Raw genomic sequence first — 17,760 nt, forward strand, 5'->3', positions numbered from 1 at the left:
AGTTTCACAACAAAGAACCTGATCGTATTCTACGGTCAGGTTCTTTGTCCAAATAAAGGGGTAGATGAACGATGGCACTCTCGTGGTTTTGGAGCCGCTCATTTTTAATGAATCGCTATATGCTATGGCTGCTCTTCCTGGTTAATTTCTTAGGTACAATATATGGTTACATCTGGTATGGCAATCAATTGGTGGATACGCTTGAGACTCAGCCGCTCTGGCAGATCGTATTCGTTCCTGACAGCCCTACTGCCAGCCTATTCTTTACGCTGGTGCTGCTCTATTTTCTTTTCCCTCCGAAGTCTACCTCGAGACTCGTTAATGGCGCCCGAATGGTTATTGAAGGCTTGGCGGTTCTCACTTCATTTAAATATGGAATTTGGGCAGTCGCGATGATTGTGGGAGCATGGGTACAAGGTGCGGATGTCGCTTGGCAGGATATTATGCTGATTGGGTCACATTTGGGTATGGCTATTGAGGTGCTGCTCTATGCCCGATTTATGAAGGCAGGCACTGCAGCAGCGATTGTCGGTGCGTTGTGGCTGCTGCTGAATGATACGATCGATTATACCTACGGTGTCTTTCCATGGCTCTCCAGAGTGTTAATGGATGATTTGCCTCAGGTAGAACGATTCACCTACGGCTTGTCGATCTTCAGCTTTATCATTGGTTGGTTGGCGCTGCGCGCACGAAAACAGGAATAATGATGGACATCCCCTCATAGAGTTATCTATGGGGGGATGTCCATGAAGATACGAGTTGTTATTCCATTCGTATTATGTATCGTCATGCTGATTGGTACAGTAACATCAGTTCGTGCTCTTCCATCAGAAGAGTGGACAAGTCATAGTGAGCAGGGAGCCTATCGGGAGCTGGAACGCTTGAATGAAGCTGCTACCTCTTTATATAAGGCTGCTTATACGAATAACCGCCAAGCAGGCTATAAATATGTACAGCAGCTTGAGCAGCTATTGGGGAAAGATGGACTGCGTGAAACCGGGCAATCGGCAGGGTGGGAGCTTATCCAGCAAAGCATTGCTTCTATTGAGTCAACTTTGCAGTATGAAAGCTCTTCTCGAGACTGGGTAACGGCTGCTGCTCGCATTCAACTGAGTACAGATTCACTATTAAGGCCGTCTAGTGCGCTGTGGCTGCAATATGAGAAGGTCATGCAGGATGATTTGCGAAGAGTAACTCTCGCCTGGAATCGGCAGACCGGTGATGGTGCTGTTGCAGCAAGAGCAGCGCTCGATAGCTTCGAATTGCATTTATCCCGAATCGAAGCAGCGGCAGAGATGCAGCGGCCCCATGAGCGCATGAATGAGCTTCGTGAGCGTCTTCGCTATACAAAAGTATTGCTCGATGCCGGAATAAGAGGGCAGTCCAAGCAGGATTGGACAGATGACTCTATTCGAGATTTGGAGTATGCGGTGTCCCGTTTGTTCGCAGGAGGGCTCTTGCAAGTGGAAGAGCCTGTCATTGCTCCTATCGGAGCGGCTAACCCGGTGAGCTGGACTTTTTTAATCGGGGCAATTATTATGGCTGTCCTAACTTATATTGGCTGGAGAAAATACAAACAAAATCCGTACGGCGTCAAGCCGCTTAGTTGAAGCTTATTCTTCTTTGAAGCCTTCTCCAAGAACGTCATGAACTTCACTGATTACAGTGAATGCTCTGGGGTCTATACTGCGAATTATCGTTTTGAGGCGCCTGATTTCTTGCCTTTGAATGACGCAGTATACGACCTCTTTTGTTTGCCCGGTAAAGGCTCCCTTAGCAGGAAGCAGAGTAGCGCCTCGCTCCATTTGCTCCATAATGGCAGCTGCCATAGCGGAGCCATGATCGGTTATGATGGAGAAAGCCTTAGTTGAATAAGCGCCGTCTTGAATGAAATCAATCATTTTGGAAGCTACGAACACAGCGACTAGCGTATATAGCACCTTTTCAATCGGGATGTATAATAAAGACAGGCCGATAATGACTGCATCCAGTGAAAGAATGATCTGGCCCATGCTGAATGATTTTTTGCGAGAGGCAATTCTTGCGATGATATCGACACCGCCGGTTGTTCCGCCAAAACGAAATACAATGCCGAGTCCAGCCCCTAAAGTAACGCCAGCATATAGAGCTGCCAGAATATAATCCTGAGATGTGTGGAAGGGGACGAGCCAGCCTTTCTCGATCAGAAATTCTACAAGCGCAAGGAAGGAGGAAAGGGAGACGACGCCAATGAGCGTATAGATCATTTCTTGCTTGCCAAGTGCTCGCCAGCCTAGCAGGAATAATGGAATGTTAAGCAGGAGCGTGGAGAGCGACAGCGGCCAGCCTGCGGCATAGTTCAACAGAACAGCGATGCCCGTAAGACCGCCTTCCATTAATTGATTGGGAATAATGAAGTAATGCAGGCCAAAGGCATAGATGGCTGTACCTGTCATGATCGGAAGGATGAGCTGTAATTGACGAATGAGTGTACGAAGCATGGTGGGAGCTCCTTTTCAAGTGGCTGTTCCATAGTATTTCACAAAGCTTGAAGTTCAAAAAACATTGTTTTCGTCGTCTCTTTACGTTAACATATGAATTATTAACGACACTTATTTAGCGGGAAGGATATAGACAATGGCGGAAAAATCATTAGCTGAGATCCAACGTGAAGTGGATGCCTACATCTCTCAATTCAAAGAAGGCTACTTCAGCCCGCTTGCTCTAATGGCGAGAATGAGTGAGGAAGTCGGCGAGCTTGCGCGAGAAGTGAATCATTCTTATGGCGAGAAACCGAAAAAGGCCGATGAAGCCGATAATTCAGTCGAGATGGAGCTAGGAGACATTTTGTTTATCTTATCCTGTTTTGCGAATTCGCTCGGTATCGATCTGACTGAAGCCCATAATAAGGTGATGAATAAATTTAATACGCGAGATGCAGACCGCTGGACAAGAAAAAACGCCGAACAGTAGAATGACTTCCTACATATGCTGTACCATCAACCTGTGTACAAGGAGGATGGGCATATTGGATGGGGAGAGCTGTGTTAAAAAGGCGTATGAGTATATTTTGAATAGTGATTTCGAGCAAGCGATTTATTGGTTTGAGCAAGCGATAGCCACAGATCCAAGCAATGCCGGCTACCATCACAAATGCGCGGTTTCCTACGCACGCAGCGGCAAATGGAGTAAAGCGCATGAATATGCGAAGCAGGCTGTAGCGTTGGATGATACACATTTGGAGTATGGCTTTTACTTGCAAACTATTGAAGCGAAGCTTCTGGTCGCATCTGCGGAGCAGCTGCTGAATACGGCGGAGCCCCGGTATACAGAAGCCCTGTCTTTGCTGCGTCAGGCTGCTGAGCTTGATCCGCTCAGCTTTGAAGCGCTCTTCCTAATGGCACTAGCCTATGCAGAGACGGGGCAGTTTGATTCAGCAGCCTTGCATGCGCGAGAAGCGATTCGGCTTGATCCTGGTCATTCAGCTGCACGCAGGCTATTCGCGGATGCGAACCGCAAACGGCGTTTGCTGCGGAAATCTAAGATCGGAACACAAAGAAAAAGGAACAGGTGATAGAGATGTCAACGATAAAAGTAGCAGTAGTCGGAGCGAGCGGACGAATGGGCCGTGAGGTTGTGAGAATGGTGCTGGAGGATGAGTCGTTAGCGCTCGTCGCTGCGGTCGCTCCTTCAGCGGGCCCCGTGGATGCGGGGATATTCGCAGGCAAAGCAAATACGGGAGTTACAGTAAGTGCTACTTTGGAAGAAGCGCTCAATAGTGCGAAGGCGGATGTATTAGTCGATTTCACCGTACCCCAGGTCGCTTACAGCAATACAAAAACAGCTATTGAATATGGGGTTCGTCCTATTATTGGCACAACAGGCTTTACGCCAGAACAAATCGAAGAGTTGGACAAGCTTTGCCAAGAGAAAGGCCTCGGTGCTCTAATTGCGCCCAACTTCTCAATCGGAGCTATTCTTATGATGAAATTCGCTGCAGAGGCATCCAAATATTTGCCTCATGTCGAGATTATTGAATACCACGGCGACCAGAAGCTGGATGCGCCATCCGGGACATCCATTAAGACAGCAGAGCTGATCTCACAAGTACGTGAGGAATTTAGACAGGGCAACCCAAAAGAGGAAGAAACAATAGAGGGTGCTCGCGGCGGTTATTATAACGGTTTTCGTATACATAGCGTGAGGCTTCCGGGTGTATTTGCCCAGCAGGAGGTCGTGTTTGGCGGGTATGGCCAGACCTTGAAGATTCGTCATGATTCCTATGATCGGGCGGGTTATATGCCGGGTGTCAACGTTGCAATTAAGAAAGTGATGACTTACAGTGGGCTTGTTTATGGTTTTGAGCATCTTATGGATTAATGACTTCAGATAGCAGGAAAAGGGGTATTTCACATGTTAGAAATTGCATTTATCGCGCATGACCGAAAAAAAGAGGAAATCGTTAACTTTGTTATAGCATACGAGCATGTATTTGCTCCCCATCGGTTGTATTCAACGGGTACAACAGGGACAAGAATTATGGAACAGACCGATTTGAAGATCCATCGTTTTATGTCAGGACCGCTTGGCGGGGATCAGCAGATCGGGGCTTTGGTGGCACAAAATGAGATGGATCTGATTATCTTCCTGCGTGATCCGTTAATGGCTCAGCCTCATGAGCCGGATATTATTGCGCTTTTGCGTTTATGCGATGTGCAGGGCATTCCTGTGGCAACGAATGTTGCAACAGCAGAACTGCTTGTTAAAGCTTTGGAGCGTGGCGATTTCGCATGGCGAGAGCTTGTCCACAAATATAAAGCGGAGGAATTGCTATGAACAGCGAGCCCCTCGACATTCTAATCTTCGGCGCTCATGCGGATGATGCAGAGATCGGCATGGGAGGAACAATTGCGAAGCATACGGCTGCTGGCTTGCGTGTAGGGATTTGCGATCTGACACAAGCGGAGATGTCATCCAACGGCAGCGTGGAATTAAGAGAGCGTGAAGCGGCTGAGGCTGCTTCGGCGCTTTCCTTGTATTCGCGTACAAATCTGGGCTTGCCAGATCGTGGATTGGAGCTTTCCAAACGACATATAGATGCGATTGTTGCAGAAATTAGGCGGTCACGACCGCGAGTCGTCTTCGCACCGTATTGGATTGATCGTCATCCCGATCATATTGCCTGCAGCAAGCTTGTAGAAGAAGCGGTATTCAATGCCAAGCTAAGACGCTACATGCCTGAGCTTGCGGCTGTTCAGGTCGAGCAGTTGGTTTACTATTATATTAATGATGTAGATCAAGTTTCGCTGGTCGTTGATGTCAGTGATTATTATGAGACGAAACGCAAGTCTTTAATGGCTTATCGCTCACAATTCCAAGCATCAGCTGCAGGCGAGGACCGTGTAGCAACGCCTTTGACTGACCGTTATATCGAGCGGGTTGAGGCAAGGGATGCTTTGCTCGGTCAGGCAAGGTCTTGGAAATATGCGGAGGGCTTCGCGCTCAAACGCCCACACGCCGTTTCAATATTTTAAGCTGGAACAATTTTCTGACAAAAAGGACAATAAGACAGAATAGAATGATATAGATTATAGTATGGGAATGTAAGTAAAGGGGGTGCGACTAAAGTGGCACGCAAATTGAAAATAGGGATAACTTGTTACCCCACCTTAGGAGGATCTGGTGTCGTTGCTACGGAGCTTGGCAAGCTTCTGGCGGAGAGAGGCCATGAGATCCATTTTATTACACATAGCATCCCGTTTAGACTAGGGCACTTTAATAAAAATATTTTTTTCCATGAAGTCGAAGTGAATGATTATTATGTGTTCCGCTATCCGCCTTATGACTTGTCACTCGCCAGCAAGATGGCACAGGTGGCTAAGATGGAGAAGCTGGATTTATTGCATGTCCACTATGCAGTACCTCATGCTGTATGCGCTCATCTTGCTAAAGAGATGATAGGGGATGATCTCAAGACAGTGACCACACTGCACGGGACGGATATTACCGTTCTGGCACAGGATGAGTCGCTAAAAGATCTGATTAGGCTGGCGATTAATAAGAGTGATGCAGTTACAGCGGTATCTCGCGATCTTATCGAAGAAACGAGACGTTTGCTGGATATTACGAACCCAATTGACCTGACCTATAACTTTGTTGACAAACGGGTCTATTATCCGCGGGACACAGCTTCTCTAAGAGCGGATTATGCAGAGCCTCATGAAAAAGTGCTTATGCATATTTCCAACTTCCGTCCAGTGAAGCGGGTAAGCGATGTCGTTGACATATTCGAGCGCGTCTCACAGCGGGTACCTGCGAAGCTCCTGCTAGTTGGGGAAGGCCCGGAATTATCCAAAATTCAGTGTAAAATCAAGCAGCTGGGCTTAGAGGATCGCGTCCATTTCCTTGGGAAGCAAGAGGATGTAGCCCAGGTTATTTCGCTCGCAGATGTACTCCTGCTCCCATCGGAGAAAGAAAGCTTTGGATTAGTCGCTTTGGAGGCGATGGCCTGCGGCGTTCCTACCGTTGGCTCTAATGCAGGGGGAATTCCGGAGCTTGTTACCCATGGCGAGACTGGCTACTTATGTCCGATCGGGGATGTCGAAGGAATGGCCAATTACGCGACCGAGCTGCTTAGCGATGAGAAGCTGCACAAGCGCTTCAAAGAGGCCTGCATGTTCAGAGCTCGCAATGAATTCTGCAATGACTTAATTACAACACAGTATGAAGAAATTTATTATCGTGTTCTGGGTATTGAGGCAGAGCTCCCTGTGCCCGTGTGTGAATAATGGCTGCTGCCTAATGAAGGTTGGTGCATACGTATGAGCAGGCGCCTTATTCTGCCGGAGCCGATGCGTCAGGCACTGCCTGTACTGGAGCGATTGCAAGCCCATGGCTATGAAGCTGTATTTGTAGGTGGCTGTGTCAGAGATTCTGTAATGGGTCTTCCTATTAAGGATGTTGATATTGCTACCTCTGCAAGACCGGAGCAAGTGATGGAACTATTCCCTCGCTGCGTACCAACAGGGCTTCAGCATGGGACAGTAACTGTACTGCAGGATAATGACATGTATGAAGTAACGACTTACCGTACGGAATCAGCTTACGAGGATCATCGCAGGCCGACTAGCGTAGCGTTTATTTCTGAGCTGGATGGCGATCTATTAAGGCGGGATTTGACCATAAACGCTATGGCAATGAGAATGGATGGTCAATTGTACGATCCCTATGGCGGTCTTGCTGACCTGAAGAGCGGTCAAATATGTTGTGTCGGCAATCCCAATGCAAGGTATCAGGAGGACGCGCTGCGGATGCTGCGAACGGTTCGTTTTGCGGCTCAATTCGGCTTTGGCATCCGATATTGTACATGGAGGGCACTCAAACGTCATCGGGGTTTATTGAAGCATATTGCAATGGAGCGGGTCTGCTCGGAATTAGATCGTATGATTAGTGGGGCGAACCCGCTTCGCGCGATTGAATTGTTAATGGCAAGCCAGCTTCTCCTCCATACTGCTCGCTCTTTGCCAGCAGTGGCGACATGGCATGCAAGCCCAGCTAAGTCGACTTTTGCAGCAGGCAATCATTATGCTTATATAAGCAAGTTAAGCACAGTGGAGCTTCGATATGCAGCGCTGCTCCTAGAGTCAGAAGCTGCTCCAGCTGCTTGCGAAGAGACATTAGAGGCGCTGCGTCTCCCTGTTCGAAGAATGAATACAATCTGCGGTTTTGTTGCCATGGATTGGGACATGCTTGCTCTTGCAGGAAAGCAAACCGAAGTCTTACGCATCGAATGGACACGGATTGTTCTGAGATATGGTCTTGAGATCGCACAGGGCTGGCTGGAGATGACATCTGTCAATCTTAATCATAGGCTGGCAAGGCTTACAGATGACTTCAAAGATTGGCTGGAAGCGATGCCCGCTTTGACTGTTAAGCAGCTGGATATTAACGGCAAGCAGCTAGCCCTTTACTTAAATCGCAAGCCAGGTGCTTGGACGGGAATTATGCTCCAGCGCCTATTGCTTGCCGTGGCGTCTCTGGAGCTTCCTAATGAGAGTGAGCAGCTGTTCCTACAAGCCGGAATTTGGAATGTTGAGGATAATAACGATGAGCACAACTAAATTGCTTGAGCTGCTTGCAGCTACGCCAGGTGAATATGTATCAGGTGAAATGATTAGTCAACAAATGAACGTCAGTCGAACGGCTGTCTGGAAGCAAATCAAAAAGCTGGAGTCTCAAGGCTATCAGTTTGAAGCTTCCCGCAGGCTTGGCTATCGCCTATTGTTTGTTCCGGATAAGCTCGACGTAGCGGACATTAAAGATAAGCTGCAAACTACCCGATTCGGACAAGTCATTTACTGGCATGATGAAGTGGATTCCACTCAAAATATTGCACAGCGGCTTGCGGAGGAAGGGGCAGCTGAAGGGACGCTGGTTATTGCGGAGCAGCAATTGAATGGCCGAGGCAGAATGGGCAGGGAATGGATCTCACCCAAAGGCAAAGGCATTTGGATGAGTCTGGTGATGAGACCTACTGTACCGATCCATTTCGCCCCACAGCTGACTCTATTGACAGCTGTCGCCCTATGCCGCAGTCTTAAACGTTTGACCGCATTGTCAATTGGGATTAAATGGCCCAATGATCTTCTTATTGATGGCAAAAAAATAAGCGGAATCTTATTAGAGTCATCAGCAGAAGAGGAAAGGCTGCGTTATGTCATTGCTGGTATTGGCATTAGCGTGAATCTTGAGGAAGCAGATTATTCTCCGGATATGTTGGAGCGAGTCACCTCGCTTCGTATGGCTTCCGGGAACAAGCTTGATCGTGCGACGATTATTGCCGAGTTCATGATGGAATGGGAGCAGCTATACCTGCTGTATCAAGAACAGGGCTTTGCTCCGATTATTACATTATGGGAAGCATTATCCGTATCCCTTCATCGTCCTGCTAGGCTAGTTACGCCTCAAGGCGTTATTGAAGGAGTTCCAACTGGCCTGGCTGCAAGCGGAGCAATTATCGTAGAGCAGGCAGACGGAAATACAGTTGTCGTATTTTCTGCAGAAATGGGCGAACCCGTAAACTGAAATCGTTTACGGATTCGCTATTTTTTGCTACTATAGAATAGCAGGCGGTATCCATATCTATGGAGCTGCACTAGCCGTACAGCAAGAGATGTAGGAAAGCATTGGGAATGTACACTCTGCTCTGAGCCGAAGGGACCGAGACAGAAGGAAGCTTTATTTAAGCATTCGTTTCCTTTTTTCGTTCGGGAACCTTTTTAGCGGCGGCTAAAAGGTTTTTTTGTGTTTATCCTAACTACTATCAACTAAAGGGGATGAAGAGGAATGAGGAAACGATTAACGATAACTGCTTTGAGAAAAATGAAACAGGAAAAAAATGCGATCTCGATGTTGACTGCTTATGATTATCCTTCTGCTAAGCTTGCTGAAGAGGCAGGAATTGATATTATTCTTGTCGGTGATTCACTTGGCAATGTCGTCTTGGGTTATGAAACAACGATACCCGTCACATTAGATGATATGGTCTACCATACGAGAGCAGTAGCCAGAGCAGCGCACCAGACGATGATTGTAACGGATATGTCTTTCATGACTTATGGTATTGGACGCGAGGCGACTTTACGTAATGCAGCAAGAATTATGCAAGAGGGCGGAGCTCAGGCTGTTAAGCTCGAAGGCGGAGCAGAAATAACAGAGGACGTATCCGCTCTTGTACAAGCAGGAATTCCTGTGATGGGCCATATCGGCCTGACCCCGCAATCCATCCATCAGCTTGGCGGTTTCAAGGTACAGGGCAAGGTTGACACTGATGCGGCGAAACTGCTTGCGGATGCAAAAGCATTGGAGGCGGCAGGCGCGTTCGCGATTGTTATTGAGCTTGTAACGGAATCCATCGCCGAGATTATCAGCAAGGAATTGTCGATTCCAATTATCGGAATTGGGGCAGGGCGTGCTTGCGATGGCCAAGTATTGGTGTATCACGACTTGATTCAATATGCTTCGCCTTATATGGAGAAGCGTTTCGTAAAAACATATGCGGATGTAGGTACAACCATTCGAGAAGCGATCAGTTCCTATGTTTCAGAGGTGAAGACAGGAGTCTTCCCGGCTGAGGAGCATGTATTTGGTGCGTCAGCTCCTGTAGAAGAAGTGAAGGATTTGTACGGGACGTCCAAGCCGAATCAGAAGGATAACCCCTCTAGAGAGGAGTTTGTCCAATCATGATCGTCTGTCGAACGATTGCAGAATTAAAGGCTGAGCTCAGGAAGATCAAACATTTATTATCAGGGTCGGCAAGCATTGGACTTGTCCCAACGATGGGATTTCTTCATGAAGGCCATGCAAGCCTGATGCGGCAGGCAGTGTCTGAGAATAAGGCAGCCGTGCTGTCTATCTTCGTTAATCCGCTGCAATTCGGACCGAATGAGGATTTTGAGAGCTATCCGCGCAATGAAGAACGTGATCTGGAGAAAGCTAAGGAGAATGGCATTGCCATTGTATTCATTCCTTCGGTAGAGGAGATGTATCCTAGCAAGCCGCTTACGACCGTATTGGTTGGGCAGCTGACAGACAGATTATGCGGAGCCTCAAGGCCTGGTCATTTTGACGGTGTCGGAACGGTGGTCAGCAAGCTATTCCATATCGTTCAACCGGATAAAGCTTATTTTGGAATGAAGGATGCTCAGCAGGTCGCGGTCATTCAACAAATGACGAATGATTTGAATTTTCCAGTAGCTATCGTTGCCTGTCCTATTGTGAGGGAGCCTGATGGACTTGCTCTGAGCTCGCGTAATGTCTATTTAACGGCCGAACAGAGACAGCAAGCGGTTATATTGTCGCAATCCCTTCAGAAGGCAAGAGAATGGGCGGCAGAGCCGGGTATGACGGCTGCAATGCTTACCCAAAGAGTAAAGGGACAGATTGAAGAGGCAAGCTTGGCGGTAATTGATTACGTGGAGTTTCTTGAATATCCGAGTCTTGCGCTTCCTGTGCAAGATGATCCTATTCAAATCCAATCACGAACGTATATATTGGCTTTAGCTGTTAAATTCGGAGCTACCCGACTAATTGATAATGAATTATGGGTGCCAGAAGAGGTGGAATACCATGTATAGAACGATGATGAAATCTAAGCTGCACCGTGCCACTGTAACCGAGGCGAACCTTAATTATGTCGGAAGCATTACCATCGATCAAGATTTGATGGAGGCAGCAGATATTTGGGAAAACGAAAAAGTGCAAATTGTAAATAATAATAATGGAGCCAGATTTGAGACGTATGTCATTACCGGGAAGCGCGGTTCTGGTGTTATATGCTTGAATGGCGCTGCTGCTCGTCAAGTTCAACCAGGCGATCAAGTCATTATTATTTCCTACGCATCCATGTCTAATGAAGAAGCGCGGACCCATAAGCCGCTTATAACCATTCTTGACAGCCATAATCGTCCGCTAACAAGCTTGACAGAAGAAATACATGCGACCATATTGTGAGATAAAGCTGTAACCATTGGTACTCGGGTATGAAAAGCACCACCTTAACAAAGAATGAGCATACCACTCCTCATTTCTTTGGTGAAGGCGGGATGCGATATATGTTCCAGCAGCTATTTACCGTAATGAACGAAATGCTCGATGAGATTATTGAAGCATATCCAGATGCAGTAGGCGATCAGAAAAAGCAATATGAAGAACAGATTATGATGCTCAAAAAAATGAGTGATTCTGTTGTCGAGCAATGGATGGATTTTGAAGAGAAATTTACAGGATTCGTGGAGCTGGAGGATTCATCTTCGATGGAGCCTTGTGCCTCACAGCAACCGCCGCCAGAAGCAGCCCCTTTGACTAAGCCGATCTATGACAAAGAGCTCGATATGGAATTATCTTGGGAAATGGCCGACCTGATTACAAAAGGCCAAGGGTATTATAAATTATTTATGTTTTCTAACGCAGCTTCACAGTTCCAAGTCGTTGTAGGCAGTCTTCCGGAATGCAATCTGGCTCGGTTGTACTTGGCGATGACTTACATGCATCTTCAAAATTGGAGTGAAGCCCAGCGTCACTTCCAACTGTTAGTTTCTCTAACGGACTATCCGAAGTGGCGTGCTTTAGGCTATAATGCCCTTGGGTGCATTCAAGCGGTTTACATGAATATGGAGCGAGCAGAGCAATTCTTCATTAAGGCATATGAGGCCTGCCCTAGCTTCAAGGACCCGCTTAACAACTTGAAATGTTGTAAAGAAACGCCGCAGCAATTGTCATTATTTTTCGGTAGTACCGAACTTTGCTGCTTGTGAGGGGAACGGTAACAAATGAAATATGCAGTATTGGATTTGGAGACGACAGGGCATAGTGTAAATGATGATATTTTACAGGTAGGCCTTGTTGTTCTCGACGATAATCTGGCTATCGTACAAACGTTTAATTCTTTTGTAAGACCAACTGTTGAAATTCCTGCTTTTATTACTCAGCTGACAGGCATTGATGCGGCAATGGTAGCAGATGCGCCTGAGCTGGATGAAGTTCTGATGCAAATGATTCCTTTGCTGGATGATGCGATTCTTGTTGCGCACAACGTTAATTTTGATGCAGGATTCCTTAATCAAGCGTTAGACCGATGCGGTTACCATACCTTTGTCGGCCGCCGATTAGATACGATTGAATTTCTAAGAATTCTTTATCCATCTATTACAACTTATCAGCTCGGAGTGGTCTCCGAGCTGTTCGGCATTAAGCATGAGCAGCATCATCGCGCTGACAGTGATGCTATGGCTACCGCCCTTATTTTCACCGATTCCGTACGCAAGCTTCGCGAATTGCCGTTGCTTACCCTGCAACGGCTATCCTTTATTATGGATAACGGAAGCGATATGAGCTGGTTTCTTGGAGTTACGCTTCAGCGAGCGGAACAGCAAGTCGTTTTTGAGAACAATGACTACCATTACTTCAATCAATTTGCATTGAAGGCAGGAGAATGGAACGAAGAGCAGCCAGCACGGGCTGATTCGGGAGCAGAACCGTTGCAGGATGTGTCTTTCGAGAACTATCTCGACGGCATCAAGCAGCGTTTCATGGAAAAATTCTCGAATTATGAAGCGCGTGAGGCACAAACGACGATGTTCCACGAGGTATATGATGCGCTTAACAGTGACCGCCATCTTCTTATAGAGGCAGGCACTGGAACAGGCAAGTCGCTTGGGTATTTAATACCTTCTTTGTATTATGGTGTCCAGCACAATACCAAGATAGTCGTCAGTACGCATACGATCAATCTGCAAGAGCAGCTGCGCCAAAGGGACTTGCCTTTGCTTAAAGAGATTCTTCCCTTTGAGTTTCGTGCGTCGATATTCAAAGGACGCGGCAATTATTTGTGCCTGCGCAAATTTGAAAGTAAAATAAATACGAAAGACCTTGTGTCGCCTATTGAAGATGCAATTACCGCATCCCAAATGGTGGTATGGCTCGGGGAGACCGAGACGGGGGATCAAGAAGAGCTGAACTTTGGCAACAAGGGCGCAGACTTCTGGTCGACTGTTGCAAGTGATGCGGATTCTTGCCTTAATCGGCAATGCCCGTGGTTCAAGCGTTGTTATTATCATCGTGCGAAGCATGAGGCCAATATTGCCGACGTATGCGTGACTAATCATTCCATGCTGTTCACAGATGTACAAGCTGATCATCGGCTGCTGCCAAGCTATAATCATTTGATTATTGATGAGGCCCATCATGTGGAGGAAGTAGCTAGCAAGCACTTAGGCATGCAATTGAACTATTTCTCATTGACACATAATACGAGCCGTTTATTCAAGGACAACCGATCCGGCTTATTGCCCGCACTTCGAATGAGGCTGCAGAATGAAGATGATGAGCGCGTCCAAGCGTGGACGGAGACTATCGATACCGTTATTCCGCACTTCAATGATGTGAAGGAGCATTGGGAGAAGCTGTTCGAGCTGTTCTACAGCTTGGTGGGCGCTGCCGTTGAAAGCGGGGCGAATGAGAATGGCCAGTCGGTATATCGTCTAAGGAGTGATAATCTCCCCGGCAATTGGGAGGATGCCATTACGATTGAGACGAATGTTCATACTGAGCTTAACCGCGTAGTTCGTACAGTAGAGAAAATGGCTGCCGATATTAAGGAAAGAATTGACGATCCTTCCATTCAAGGCTTAGTGACCGACTTGAATGGCGCAATACGTGATTTGATGCGTGTGAAGGACGATCTTCGCACCTTTATGAAGATGGAGCAGCCTTCTGAGGTACTGTGGATTGAAGCGAGCTTGACCTACCGCTATCGCTCGGTGCAGCTCTATTCGGTGCCTGTAGATGTGAGCCGACAGCTTCAGCAATATTTTTTCGATGTAAAAGATAGCATTATTCTAACCTCAGCTACCTTATCCGTACAGAAATCATTTCAATATGCGGAGGAGCAGCTAGGCTTGGAAGGATTCGAAGCAAGCAATCGGTTGAAGACGGTTCAGCTTCCATCCCCATTTAATTATAGAGAGCAAGCATTAGTTATTATTCCCCGGAATTTCCCGACGTTGAAAGGCTCAGCCGGAGACCCGCAATTTATTTCTATGCTGGTTAGCTCATTGTCGGATGCAGCGGTGGAGACTAAGGGAAGAATGCTCGTTCTATTTACGTCTTATCGCATGCTGAAGCAGGTGTATGATCCTTTGAAGGAGGCACTTTCGGCTACGGGCATTACTGTGCTCGGACAGGGAATCGATAGCGGCAATCGAACAAAGCTAACCAGAAGGTTTACGCAGCATCCAGAGACCGTTCTGCTCGGCACAAGCAGCTTCTGGGAAGGGGTAGACATTCCAGGAGAAGCGCTGACCTGTCTGGCAATCGTCAGATTGCCGTTCCAGCCGCCTAATCATCCATTGGTTGAAGCAAAGTCAGAGCTGCTGCAAAAGCAAAAGCAGAATCCATTCATGAAGCTTTCTATACCGCAGGCAGTTATTCGCTTTAAGCAAGGATTTGGCCGTCTCGTTCGTACGGCGAAGGATAAAGGCATCGTCATTATTTATGATACAAGAGTCATTGAGACCTATTATGGCAAGCATTTCTTGTATTCTTTGCCCGGACCCAAAATTGAGCATATGCATATCGAACAAATGGTACCAAGAATGCGTGAGTGGCTAAGTAAGGAAGAGGAGGAAATCGGGTGAAGCAAGCCAAAATATCCGAAGCTGTAGTCAGAAGGCTGCCCATTTATCTGCAGGTGTTGAATGAACTTCACCATCGGGAGATACAGACCGTTTCATCGCAGGAACTGGGCGTTAAGCTTGATCTGAATCCAGCTCAAATACGAAAGGACTTGGCTTATTTCGGTGATTTCGGTCGTAAAGGAATAGGGTATGAAATTTCTTATTTAATTGAAAAGATTCGGCAAATCCTCAAGCTTGACCAGACGATTAATGTCGCGCTGGTCGGCGCCGGGAATTTGGGTCATGCCCTATGCAATTATAATAAATATTCCAATGACAATATGAAAATCATCGCTGTATTTGATGTGCATCCCAGCAAGATTGGCACGATGATCAACAATCTGGTCGTCATGCCAATGGAAGCGCTGAAGCAGACGGTACAAGAAAATAATATACGTCTTGGCATCATTACAGTACCCGGATTTGAGGCGCAAAATGTGGCGAATCAATTCGTTGAAGCAGGTATTGAAGGCTTACTTAACTTTGCGCCGGCTATTCTAAGAGTACCGGAAGAGGTTCGCATTCATCATGCTGACTTTACGAAGGAATTGTTAAGCTTAGCTTATTATTTGAATCGAGAGAGGAATGAAGCCAATGAGTCAGATCTGGATTGAGAATGGGCTGTTCATAACGATGGATGAGAAGCAACCTACACTTCGTGGTCATTTGGTTGTGACGGATGATCGAATTACATATATCGGAGAAGCTGCACCAGAGGGGCTTAGCACAGAAGCTGAACGGATCGACGGAAGCAAGCTGGCCTTCATGCCAGGCCTGATTAATACGCATGGTCATGCGGCGATGACTTTGCTGCGCGGATATTCCGATGACCAAAGCCTGCAGGTATGGCTGGAGCAAAAGATGTGGCCAATGGAAGCGAAGTATGTTGATCAAGATACTCGTGCTGGCAGCGCTCTTGCTATTGTTGAAATGCTCAAATCAGGTACCACCGCCTTTGTAGATATGTATGATCGCATGGACCAGGTTGCGCAAATGGTTGAGCAATCGGGTATTCGCGGAGCTCTGACCCGCGGGGTTATTGGGCTATGCTCTCCTGAAGAGCAGCAAGCCAAATTGAAGGATGCACTGAGCTTTGCGCGCGATTGGAATGGCAAGGCAGATGGTCGGATTACGACGATGTTGTCGCCACATGCACCGTATACTTGCCCTCCAGCTTATATTGAGCAAATTGTTCAAGCGGCGCATGAATATGATTTGCCTCTTCATACGCATATGTCTGAGACATTGGCAGAGGTTGAACAAAATGTTCGCGATTATGGAACCCGCCCTGTTGAGCATCTAGATAAGCTTGGATTCTTCTCCCGTCCTTCTTTAGTTGCACATGCTGTTCATCTAACAGATGATGAGATTGCTTTGCTTGCTGAACGCAAGGTCGCGGTCTCTCATAATCCGGCAAGCAATCTGAAGCTGGCAAGCGGCATTGCGCGCGTACCGGAGCTATTGCGTGCCGGAGTTACCGTTTCGTTAGGAACGGATAGTGTGGCGAGCAATAATAATTTAGACCTATTCAAAGAAATTAAATTTGCTGCTCTTCTTCATAAGGGTGTATCGGGTGATCCGACAGTCGTTCCGGCTATGGAAGCATTGCGTATGGGGACATTGTATGGTGCACGTTCGATTTGGCAGGAGGATCAGATTGGTCAGCTTCGTGTTGGAATGAAGGCAGATTTCATAGCGATTGATCTGGAACAGCCTCATTTCTATCCACAGACGGATATTGTGTCGCATCTGGTCTATTCCGCATCAGGAAGAGATGTTAAGCATGTATGGGTGGATGGACGCAAGGTTGTTGATAACGGCCAATGTACGTTCATGGATGAGGAGAAGATTCGTTATGAGGCAGCAGCTAGCTTCGATCGGCTGCTGAATGCTTAATGAGAGTGATCACGAAGAAACGTAAGTCCATCATGTCCGGCCGAAGGTGGCTGGCTGTTGCCCTTGTAGCTGTAGTAGCGATAGTTGGTTGCGTGATTATGTACTATAATACAATCCAAAGGCCCTATTGGTCAGAGGAAAATGCAGCAACAACTAAGGCTGTGGAAGCTGCTGAGCTGACTTCAGTCGAGTTGGCAACAAGATATGTATGGGAGAAGCCATTCTGGATTGTGGAAGGAACCAATCAAGCTGGCGAAGCTGTTATCGTATCTGTTCCTGATGTGAAGGCAGAGGATGCCAAGGCGCAACAAGACATCCAAGTGGTGAAGACTAGTGAAGGCATACTGAAGGCAGACGTGAAGAGCATCTTTATAAATGCCAATCCTGATGCAGAGATTAAACGAATGCAGCTTGGAATAATCAACAACGAGCTTGCTTACGAAGTGTTTTATACGAATAAAGAGGGCATCTATTATTACGCCTTCTATTCGTTCAAGGACGGAGCATTTATTGATCAATACAGACTTCCTGCAAAAACTGCAAAATAGCCGCATAAGGCGAGTTTCCTAATTTTACACCCTCTTTTGAAGGCATGAATGTGATATACTTCCGTATAGCAGAGATGATATACGCAGGTATGCTACTGATGCAT

Annotated in this window: 19 protein-coding genes; 18 read left to right on the plus strand and 1 reads right to left on the minus strand. The window is 47.0% G+C overall.

Features of this window, described 5'->3' with window-relative positions; all coding sequences use genetic code 11:
• Window positions 1–71 precede the first annotated feature (71 nt).
• Window positions 72–704 (plus strand): DUF1405 domain-containing protein, encoded by a 633-nt coding sequence (locus AC50YO_RS11085; RefSeq protein WP_494846887.1) that lies wholly within the window; start codon window positions 72–74, stop codon window positions 702–704.
• A 42-nt stretch (window positions 705–746) separates the two neighbouring features.
• A complete protein-coding gene (locus tag AC50YO_RS11090) occupies window positions 747–1,610 on the plus strand; it encodes a sporulation protein YpjB (RefSeq protein ID WP_494846888.1) in 864 nt (287 codons plus the stop codon).
• A gap of 3 nt (window positions 1,611–1,613) precedes the next feature.
• Here AC50YO_RS11090 and AC50YO_RS11095 read toward each other — a convergent pair whose 3' ends face one another.
• Window positions 1,614–2,480, minus strand: coding sequence for a YitT family protein (locus AC50YO_RS11095; RefSeq protein ID WP_494846889.1), 867 nt, complete (start codon window positions 2,478–2,480; stop codon window positions 1,614–1,616).
• A 136-nt stretch (window positions 2,481–2,616) separates the two neighbouring features.
• Here AC50YO_RS11095 and AC50YO_RS11100 point away from each other — a divergent pair, with 136 nt between their 5' ends.
• The 16 genes from AC50YO_RS11100 to AC50YO_RS11175 all read left to right on the plus strand — a co-directional run bounded on the left by AC50YO_RS11100 (window position 2,617) and on the right by AC50YO_RS11175 (window position 17,656).
• On the plus strand, window positions 2,617–2,952 hold the full coding sequence (locus tag AC50YO_RS11100; protein WP_494846890.1) for a nucleotide pyrophosphohydrolase: 336 nt from the start codon (window positions 2,617–2,619) through the stop codon (window positions 2,950–2,952).
• Window positions 2,953–2,998: 46 nt separating this feature from the next.
• Complete coding sequence (locus tag AC50YO_RS11105) at window positions 2,999–3,553, plus strand: tetratricopeptide repeat protein (RefSeq protein ID WP_494846891.1); 555 nt, start codon at window positions 2,999–3,001, stop codon at window positions 3,551–3,553.
• A 5-nt stretch (window positions 3,554–3,558) separates the two neighbouring features.
• On the plus strand, window positions 3,559–4,359 hold the full coding sequence (gene dapB, locus AC50YO_RS11110) for a 4-hydroxy-tetrahydrodipicolinate reductase (protein WP_494846892.1): 801 nt from the start codon (window positions 3,559–3,561) through the stop codon (window positions 4,357–4,359).
• Between the two features lie 33 nt (window positions 4,360–4,392).
• Complete coding sequence (locus AC50YO_RS11115; protein WP_494846893.1) at window positions 4,393–4,815, plus strand: methylglyoxal synthase; 423 nt, start codon at window positions 4,393–4,395, stop codon at window positions 4,813–4,815.
• Window positions 4,812–5,513 (plus strand): bacillithiol biosynthesis deacetylase BshB1, encoded by a 702-nt coding sequence (bshB1, locus tag AC50YO_RS11120; RefSeq protein ID WP_494846894.1) that lies wholly within the window; start codon window positions 4,812–4,814, stop codon window positions 5,511–5,513. The genes AC50YO_RS11115 and bshB1 overlap by 4 nt, the downstream gene beginning before the upstream one ends.
• A gap of 93 nt (window positions 5,514–5,606) precedes the next feature.
• Window positions 5,607–6,767 carry an N-acetyl-alpha-D-glucosaminyl L-malate synthase BshA gene (gene bshA / locus AC50YO_RS11125; RefSeq protein ID WP_494846895.1) on the plus strand — a complete coding sequence of 387 codons (1,161 nt, stop codon included), beginning with the start codon at window positions 5,607–5,609 and terminating at the stop codon, window positions 6,765–6,767.
• A 33-nt stretch (window positions 6,768–6,800) separates the two neighbouring features.
• Window positions 6,801–8,099 (plus strand): CCA tRNA nucleotidyltransferase, encoded by a 1,299-nt coding sequence (locus tag AC50YO_RS11130; protein WP_494846896.1) that lies wholly within the window; start codon window positions 6,801–6,803, stop codon window positions 8,097–8,099.
• Window positions 8,086–9,063 (plus strand): biotin--[acetyl-CoA-carboxylase] ligase, encoded by a 978-nt coding sequence (locus AC50YO_RS11135; protein ID WP_494846897.1) that lies wholly within the window; start codon window positions 8,086–8,088, stop codon window positions 9,061–9,063. The genes AC50YO_RS11130 and AC50YO_RS11135 overlap by 14 nt, the downstream gene beginning before the upstream one ends.
• A 261-nt stretch (window positions 9,064–9,324) precedes the next feature.
• Window positions 9,325–10,224: a 3-methyl-2-oxobutanoate hydroxymethyltransferase gene (panB, locus tag AC50YO_RS11140; RefSeq protein WP_494846898.1), complete on the plus strand. Its 900-nt coding sequence runs from the start codon at window positions 9,325–9,327 to the stop codon at window positions 10,222–10,224.
• Window positions 10,221–11,114 (plus strand): pantoate--beta-alanine ligase, encoded by an 894-nt coding sequence (gene panC, locus AC50YO_RS11145; protein ID WP_494846899.1) that lies wholly within the window; start codon window positions 10,221–10,223, stop codon window positions 11,112–11,114. Before panB ends, panC begins: the two co-directional genes overlap by 4 nt.
• Window positions 11,107–11,490 (plus strand): aspartate 1-decarboxylase, encoded by a 384-nt coding sequence (panD, locus tag AC50YO_RS11150; RefSeq protein ID WP_494846900.1) that lies wholly within the window; start codon window positions 11,107–11,109, stop codon window positions 11,488–11,490. Before panC ends, panD begins: the two co-directional genes overlap by 8 nt.
• 29 nt (window positions 11,491–11,519) lie before the next feature.
• Window positions 11,520–12,293 carry a tetratricopeptide repeat protein gene (locus AC50YO_RS11155; protein WP_494846901.1) on the plus strand — a complete coding sequence of 258 codons (774 nt, stop codon included), beginning with the start codon at window positions 11,520–11,522 and terminating at the stop codon, window positions 12,291–12,293.
• Window positions 12,294–12,308: 15 nt separating this feature from the next.
• Window positions 12,309–15,173 carry an ATP-dependent DNA helicase DinG gene (dinG, locus tag AC50YO_RS11160; RefSeq protein WP_494846902.1) on the plus strand — a complete coding sequence of 955 codons (2,865 nt, stop codon included), beginning with the start codon at window positions 12,309–12,311 and terminating at the stop codon, window positions 15,171–15,173.
• Window positions 15,170–15,826: a redox-sensing transcriptional repressor Rex gene (locus AC50YO_RS11165; RefSeq protein WP_494846903.1), complete on the plus strand. Its 657-nt coding sequence runs from the start codon at window positions 15,170–15,172 to the stop codon at window positions 15,824–15,826. Before dinG ends, AC50YO_RS11165 begins: the two co-directional genes overlap by 4 nt.
• Window positions 15,807–17,108 (plus strand): amidohydrolase, encoded by a 1,302-nt coding sequence (locus tag AC50YO_RS11170; RefSeq protein WP_494846904.1) that lies wholly within the window; start codon window positions 15,807–15,809, stop codon window positions 17,106–17,108. Before AC50YO_RS11165 ends, AC50YO_RS11170 begins: the two co-directional genes overlap by 20 nt.
• Window positions 17,109–17,113: 5 nt before the next feature.
• Window positions 17,114–17,656 carry a cell wall elongation regulator TseB-like domain-containing protein gene (locus AC50YO_RS11175; protein ID WP_494846905.1) on the plus strand — a complete coding sequence of 181 codons (543 nt, stop codon included), beginning with the start codon at window positions 17,114–17,116 and terminating at the stop codon, window positions 17,654–17,656.
• The last annotated feature ends 104 nt before the right edge of the window (window positions 17,657–17,760 follow it).

It is taken from the genome of Paenibacillus sp. J22P59, assembly GCF_059383895.1.

What these genes read in the sequence shown, in the direction of transcription:
- AC50YO_RS11085 (WP_494846887.1), top strand. Translation starts at nt 72, where the DNA reads ATGGCACTCTCGTGGTTTTGGAGCCGCTCATTTTTAATGAATCGCTAT.
- AC50YO_RS11090 (WP_494846888.1), top strand. Translation starts at nt 747, where the DNA reads ATGAAGATACGAGTTGTTATTCCATTCGTATTATGTATCGTCATGCTG.
- AC50YO_RS11095 (WP_494846889.1), bottom strand. Translation starts at nt 2,480, where the DNA reads ATGCTTCGTACACTCATTCGTCAATTACAGCTCATCCTTCCGATCATG.
- AC50YO_RS11100 (WP_494846890.1), top strand. Translation starts at nt 2,617, where the DNA reads ATGGCGGAAAAATCATTAGCTGAGATCCAACGTGAAGTGGATGCCTAC.
- AC50YO_RS11105 (WP_494846891.1), top strand. Translation starts at nt 2,999, where the DNA reads ATGGGCATATTGGATGGGGAGAGCTGTGTTAAAAAGGCGTATGAGTAT.
- dapB (WP_494846892.1), top strand. Translation starts at nt 3,559, where the DNA reads ATGTCAACGATAAAAGTAGCAGTAGTCGGAGCGAGCGGACGAATGGGC.
- AC50YO_RS11115 (WP_494846893.1), top strand. Translation starts at nt 4,393, where the DNA reads ATGTTAGAAATTGCATTTATCGCGCATGACCGAAAAAAAGAGGAAATC.
- bshB1 (WP_494846894.1), top strand. Translation starts at nt 4,812, where the DNA reads ATGAACAGCGAGCCCCTCGACATTCTAATCTTCGGCGCTCATGCGGAT.
- AC50YO_RS11130 (WP_494846896.1), top strand. Translation starts at nt 6,801, where the DNA reads ATGAGCAGGCGCCTTATTCTGCCGGAGCCGATGCGTCAGGCACTGCCT.
- AC50YO_RS11135 (WP_494846897.1), top strand. Translation starts at nt 8,086, where the DNA reads ATGAGCACAACTAAATTGCTTGAGCTGCTTGCAGCTACGCCAGGTGAA.
- panB (WP_494846898.1), top strand. Translation starts at nt 9,325, where the DNA reads ATGAGGAAACGATTAACGATAACTGCTTTGAGAAAAATGAAACAGGAA.
- panC (WP_494846899.1), top strand. Translation starts at nt 10,221, where the DNA reads ATGATCGTCTGTCGAACGATTGCAGAATTAAAGGCTGAGCTCAGGAAG.
- panD (WP_494846900.1), top strand. Translation starts at nt 11,107, where the DNA reads ATGTATAGAACGATGATGAAATCTAAGCTGCACCGTGCCACTGTAACC.
- AC50YO_RS11155 (WP_494846901.1), top strand. Translation starts at nt 11,520, where the DNA reads ATGAAAAGCACCACCTTAACAAAGAATGAGCATACCACTCCTCATTTC.
- dinG (WP_494846902.1), top strand. Translation starts at nt 12,309, where the DNA reads ATGAAATATGCAGTATTGGATTTGGAGACGACAGGGCATAGTGTAAAT.
- AC50YO_RS11170 (WP_494846904.1), top strand. Translation starts at nt 15,807, where the DNA reads ATGAGTCAGATCTGGATTGAGAATGGGCTGTTCATAACGATGGATGAG.